Here is a 5,830-nt window from a genome sequence, read left to right on the forward strand (position 1 = left end):
GTGAGTAACTGAGTCATCGGATTGCTCCTCCTACAGTTACCAGCGACCTCAAGAAAGGTATCTGGATAGTCAGGTTAACAGGTGCTCACGATAACAAACCCTTGAACGACTATTCAAGGGAAGAGGCCCGGCCGCACTCCACTAGTGCTCAGCGACATTGAACCTAAAAAGCCGGCACGCTTCCCGTAGGAAGGGCCGGCCGGGGAAAGCCTCAGCGCAGCAGCAGGATCGGCATCTGACTGCCCCGCAGCATGGCGGTGGTCGTGCTGCCCACCAGCAGATGGCGAATGCGCGAGTGGCCATAGGCGCCCATCACCAGCATGTCGATGGCATGCTCCTGCTGGTAACTGTGCAAGGCTTCTTCCACCTCGCCGGCACGTATGGCACCCTCCGCCTCGTGACCGGCATCGCGTAGGGTCTTCAACGCCCAGTCGAGCTGGGAACGATTGTCACCGGTCTCGGCGCCGACGATCACCACGTGGCAGGGGATTCCCTGGAACAGCGGGCTCTTGGCCAGCATCTCGACGCCCTTGCGGGTGGTGTTGCTGCCGTCAAAGGCGAGCATTACCTTCTCCGGGGCCTTGAAGGTGTCCAGTACCATCAGGATCGGCCGGTGCAGGGTGCGCACCACCCGCTCCAGATTGGAACCCAGGTGCTCGCTGGCCTGGTGGGCGGTTTCGCCGCGCTTGCCGATGACCAGCAGCCGGATATCGTTTTCCAGCTCACTGAGGGTCTCGACCAGGGTCCCGTTGCGCTGGCGTGTCATGGGCTCTGCCACGCCTGCCTCAATGGCCCGCTCCTTGGCAGCAGCCAACATCACCCGCCCCTGCTCCTGGGCCAGTTTCGCGCGCTGCTCGTCAAGACTTGCCAGCTCTTCTAGCAGGTGCTCCCGCGACCCCAGGCCGATATTCCCGGACAGATCCGCCTCGGCGGTCTGTGGGTGATTGTCCACCACATGCAGGAAGGTCAGTGGTGCCTTCAGCGCCTGGCTGGCCCAGGCGGCGCAGTCGCATACGACTTCGGAGAACTGCGAGCCGTCGATGGCGGCCATTACCTGATCTGTCATATCCCTCTCCTTGACGGCAGCGATTGGCGATAGTGGCACTTAGCGGAACACACCGTGACAGGCCGCCTTTGCGGTCAGATCGGTGCTGCGACGAGCAATGTGATCGCCGCCATGCGTGAATACCTCACCATGCCGCGGCGTGACACGGCGGTTCTCCCAAGGCATGAAGACGCGGCACACGTCTTCCAGGCGCTTGCTGCGGTAGGCCGGCACTACGGTAGAGGCAATAGGTGCGAACCCAAGATTGAGTAGCTTCAGAAAATACATGCGAGTCTCCTGTTCAAGGCAAGAAGAATAAATAAATGGCAGCCGGCTAGTATCGCAGCGGCTGCCGTAGGTATCGGATCAGTGCCCGCCCATCAACTTCTCGACGGCGGCAGGGTCGTCGTGCACGGCATAACGGTCAACGATGGTGGCGCTGGCCTCGTTCAGACCAATCAGCTCCACCTCGGTGCCTTCACGCCGGAACTTGATCACCACCCGGTCCAGGGTCTGCACGGCGGTAATGTCCCAGAAGTGTGCGCGAGAGAGGTCGATGGTGACCTTCTGCACGGTTTCCTTGAAGTCGAAGGCCTTGCCGAAACGCTCGGAGGAGGCGAAGAACACCTGACCCACCACCTTGTAGACCCGACGACTGCCCTCGTCGACTTCTTCGGAGCCGATATAGAGGATATTGCCGACCTTGTTGGCGAAATTCATGGCGGCGAGCAGCACGCCGACGAAGACACCGATCGCCAGGTTATGGGTCAGCACGGTAACGACGACGGTGGCCAGCATCACGATATTGGTGCTCATGGGATGCTGCTTGAGGTCACGGATCGAGCTCCAGCTGAAGGTACCGATGGAGACCATGATCATCACCGCCACCAGGGCGGCCATGGGGATCTGCGAGACCCAGTCGGAGAGGAACACCACCATCATCAGTAGCACCACGCCGGAGATCAGCGAGGAAAGCCGGGTACGGCCACCGGACTTTACGTTGATCACCGACTGGCCGATCATCGCGCAGCCCGCCATGCCGCCGATCAGACCGGAGCCGATGTTGGCAATGCCCTGGCCCTTGCACTCACGGTTCTTGTCGCTGGGGGTATCGGTCAGGTCGTCGACGATAGTGGCGGTCATCATCGACTCCAGAAGACCCACCACGGTCAACATAAGGGCAGTCGGCAGGATGATCATCAGCGTCTCGAAGTTCAGCGGCACGTCCGGCCACAGGAACATCGGCAGGGTATCCGGCAGCTCACCCATGTCGTTCACGCTGCGGATATCCATACCACTGATCATGTAGACAGCGGTGAGCACCACGATGCACACCAGCGGCGAGGGAATCGACTTGCCGATTTTCGGCACGTAGGGGAAGAGGTAGATGATGCCGAGCCCGGCAATCGTCATGGCATAGACATGCCAGGTGACATTCGTCAGTTCCGGCAGTTGGGCCATGAAGATCAGGATCGCCAGGGCATTGACGAAGCCCGTGACCACTGAGCGGGACACGAAGCGCATCAACTCGGCAAGCTTGAGATACCCGGCAATGATCTGCAGCACCCCGGTAAGCAGCGTGGCCGCCAGCAGGTACTCGAGGCCGTGTTCGCGCACCAGGAGCACCATCAGCAGCGCCATGGCGCCGGTGGCACCGGATATCATGCCCGGGCGGCCGCCGGTAAAGGCGATGACCACGGCGATACAGAAGGAGGCGTAGAGACCGACCTTGGGGTCGACCCCGCGATGATCGAGAAGGCGATGGCCTCGGGAATCAACGCCAACGCGACGACGATACCGGCAAGGGTGTCACCCTTGACATTGGAAAACCAAGTCTGCTTGATGGATTCGTACATGCTATTGCCCAGTCGATGGTTATAGTCGTGCCGTCAGGCGCCAGGGTCTATATCGAACGCCACGCCAAGGCCACACCGGATCGGTGCAGTTCATCAGGATCGTCGCGTTTCGGGTCGTGCAGATCGGGCGCGTGGCGCCCACGGCATCGCGTGATGCCAGGCAGTGATGCCGAACGAAACGGCCCACTACCGGAAACGGAGGGGGTAATTGCGCTAGGGCGGCGTGGCCAGCCCTGTCAGGAGGATATTCACGTTGGTATCGTTCCTTGCTCTTTTATTGCCGGGCGGAGCATCGCTTGCCGCTGACGCTTCGACTTTTGTCGAAGTATTGGCCCTGACATGAGCGGCGAAGTCTAGCAGAAAGGATGCTGCGCTGCACCCTGACCCCGCAGTCGCCGCTCGATACGCCGCTCATAGAGCCCCTTGGCCAGCAGAGTACCCAGCACCAGGCCGCCACCGACCAGGGCCACCGGTGCGGGCCGTTCGGCGAGAATCCACCACACCCACAGCGTTCCCACTACCACCTCCATCAGCATCAACAGGCCCACCTCGGCGGCAGGCAGGTAGAGCGGGCCCCGCTGGATCAGGGTGAAGCCCAGGGGCAGCAGCACCAGGCACAGCAGCACCAGCAACACCAGGCTCTCCCCGAGGGGCAGCGACAGCCCCCCACTGGCCACGCCGAAGAGTGCCGCCGTCGCGGCGACGATCAGCCCGAGAGGGTCAGCATGGGGCTCATGTCGATGCCGGGGCGAGTGCGACACAGGGTGAAATTGGCTGCCAGCGCCGTGGCCGCCAGCAACGCGAAACCGTTGCCGATCCATGAACCGGCACCGGCATCGTCGAGCACGATCAGCGAGGTCCCCAGCAGGCAGAGCCAGATGGCCAGCCAGGTTCGCCGCGGCAGATACTCCTTGAGGAACAGCCGTGACAACAGCGCCGCAATCAGGGGCGCACCGGCCAGGATCATCAGCACGTTGCCGCCCTTGGTATACTGGTTACCCAGCACGAAGCCGAAAGTGGAGAAGCTGAACAGCACCGCGACACCGATACCGGTCCAGCCACAGCGCCGGTAAGCATCCAAAAAGCCGTGTCCATGGCGAGCGGCGACGATGGTAATGAAGCCCAGGGCAGTCAGCAGGCCTCGCCAGACCAGGATGTCGGCATCCGGCAGGCCAATCAGCTTAATCAGCAGCGCATCGGGGGAAATGATCAGCGCACCGCCGGCGGTCAGAAGCAGTCCCTGCTGGCGGTGCGATAGGGTGTGAATCAAGGCGACCTCGCTGTCGGGGGGAGGCGCCTAGCATGCCATGTTACATGAGCCCATGGCAGTGAGGTCAGGTGGCGTCACCCCTGTCCTGCTCGCTGTTGCCCGGCTCGCTATTGCCCTCTTCACTACTGCCCCGGGCGTTCCTGTCGGCACGCGCCTGAGCAGCCGGCGACGCCTTCAGGTGGCGGAACGCCTCCATGATATCCATCGGCAACGGGAAGAAAATGGTCGAGGCGTTCTTGTTGCTCATATCGCTCATGGTCTGCAGGTAACGAAGCTGCAGCGCCGCCGAGTTCTCGGCCATGACATTGGCCGCCTCGACCAGCTTCCGGGAGGCCTGCAGCTCACCCTCGGCGTGGATCACCTTGGCGCGACGCTCACGCTCGGCCTCGGCCTGGCGGGCAATGGCGCGAATCATGCTCTCGTCGAGGTCGACATGCTTGATCTCGACGTTGGCCACCTTGATGCCCCACTCCTCGGTCTGGGCATCGATGATCTCCTGGATATCGTCGTTGAGCTTGTCACGCTCTGAGAGCATCTCGTCCAGGTCATGCTTGCCCAGCACCGAACGCAGCGTGGTCTGGGACAGCTGGCTGGTGGCGACAGTGAAATTCTCGACCTGGATGATCGCCTTCTCCGGATCGACCACCCGGAAGTAGAGCACCGCATTGACCTTGACGGTGACGTTGTCCTGGGAGATGACGTCCTGCTCCGGCACGTCCATGGTGATCACCCGCAGGTCCACCAGGGTCATCTGCTGGATACCGGGGATCACGATGATCAGACCGGGCCCCTTGACCGCCTGGAAGCGCCCCAGGAAGAACACGACGCCCCGCTTGTACTCGGGCAGGATGCGGATCGATGCGGCGATCAGCATGAGAACCAGTACCACTGGCACGAGATAGGAAATCAGCATGGTCCATCTCCTTGGTATCGCTAAGGCTGAGTAGTATGGGCAATTTCAACAGTACAGGCACAGCAGCGGTTCAGTTGTCGACTGGCTCCACGACCAGGGTCAACCCGTCGACCTCGACGACCTCGACGACCTGGTCCTTGCGCAGTGGGGTGGCACTGCGAGCGTTCCAGCGCTCTCCCTTCACACGGACATGGCCGCGCCCTTCGAAGCTCTTCAGCACCCGCCCCTGGCTGCCGAGCAGCTGTTCATGGCCGGTCCTGACCGGCCGTCGACGCAGTCCCATGAAGCGGGTCAGTGTCCACAGCATGAAGATAGCCGCCACCAGCGCGATGCCGCCGATCAGCGGCAACGAAATTCTCAGGTTGTCTGCATCCATCAGCATCACCGATCCGATCACGAAGGCGACGATGCCGCCCATTCCCAGAATGCCGAAACTGGGCATCAACGCCTCGCCCACGATCAGCGCCAGCCCCACCAGTATCAATGCCAGCCCCGCATAGTTGATCGGCAGCAGCTGGAAAGCGAACAGCGCCAGCAGCAGGCAGATGATGCCGATGGTGCCGGGCACCAGGCTGCCGGGATTGGACAGCTCGAAGATCAACCCGTAGAAGCCGATGATCATCAGGAAATAGGCGACATTGGGGTTGGTGATCACTTGCAGCAACTGGGTGCGCCAGTCGGGGGCGAAGCGCTCGATGACGAGATCCGCGGTGTCAAGCGTGCGCTCGTCGTGCTCCATCACCACC

General features: G+C 61.8%; 6 protein-coding genes and 1 pseudogene. All 7 read right to left on the bottom strand.

The genetic code is table 11. The features are described 5' to 3' along the window. Window positions 1-211: 211 nt before the first annotated feature. Complete coding sequence (locus Q427_RS24480) at window positions 212-1,066, bottom strand: universal stress protein (RefSeq protein WP_043517934.1); 855 nt, start codon at window positions 1,064-1,066, stop codon at window positions 212-214. Window positions 1,067-1,105: 39 nt separating this feature from the next. Further along, window positions 1,106-1,333 carry a hypothetical protein gene (locus tag Q427_RS24485; protein ID WP_043517936.1) on the bottom strand — a complete coding sequence of 76 codons (228 nt, stop codon included), beginning with the start codon at window positions 1,331-1,333 and terminating at the stop codon, window positions 1,106-1,108. 78 nt (window positions 1,334-1,411) lie between these two features. Beyond that, window positions 1,412-2,901, bottom strand: a pseudogene (locus Q427_RS24490) (SulP family inorganic anion transporter). Window positions 2,902-3,254: 353 nt separating this feature from the next. After that, a complete protein-coding gene (locus Q427_RS36545) occupies window positions 3,255-3,662 on the bottom strand; it encodes a hypothetical protein (protein ID WP_331280702.1) in 408 nt (135 codons plus the stop codon). Continuing rightward, a complete protein-coding gene (locus Q427_RS36550) occupies window positions 3,608-4,171 on the bottom strand; it encodes an EamA family transporter (protein ID WP_331280701.1) in 564 nt (187 codons plus the stop codon). The genes Q427_RS36545 and Q427_RS36550 overlap by 55 nt, the downstream gene beginning before the upstream one ends. A 64-nt stretch (window positions 4,172-4,235) precedes the next feature. Then, window positions 4,236-5,084: a slipin family protein gene (locus Q427_RS24500; RefSeq protein ID WP_043517937.1), complete on the bottom strand. Its 849-nt coding sequence runs from the start codon at window positions 5,082-5,084 to the stop codon at window positions 4,236-4,238. 70 nt (window positions 5,085-5,154) lie between these two features. Further along, the coding region (locus tag Q427_RS24505) for an NfeD family protein (protein WP_043517939.1) at window positions 5,155-5,830 on the bottom strand (676 nt) is incomplete at its 5' end.

Source organism: Halomonas sp. BC04 (assembly GCF_000568385.1).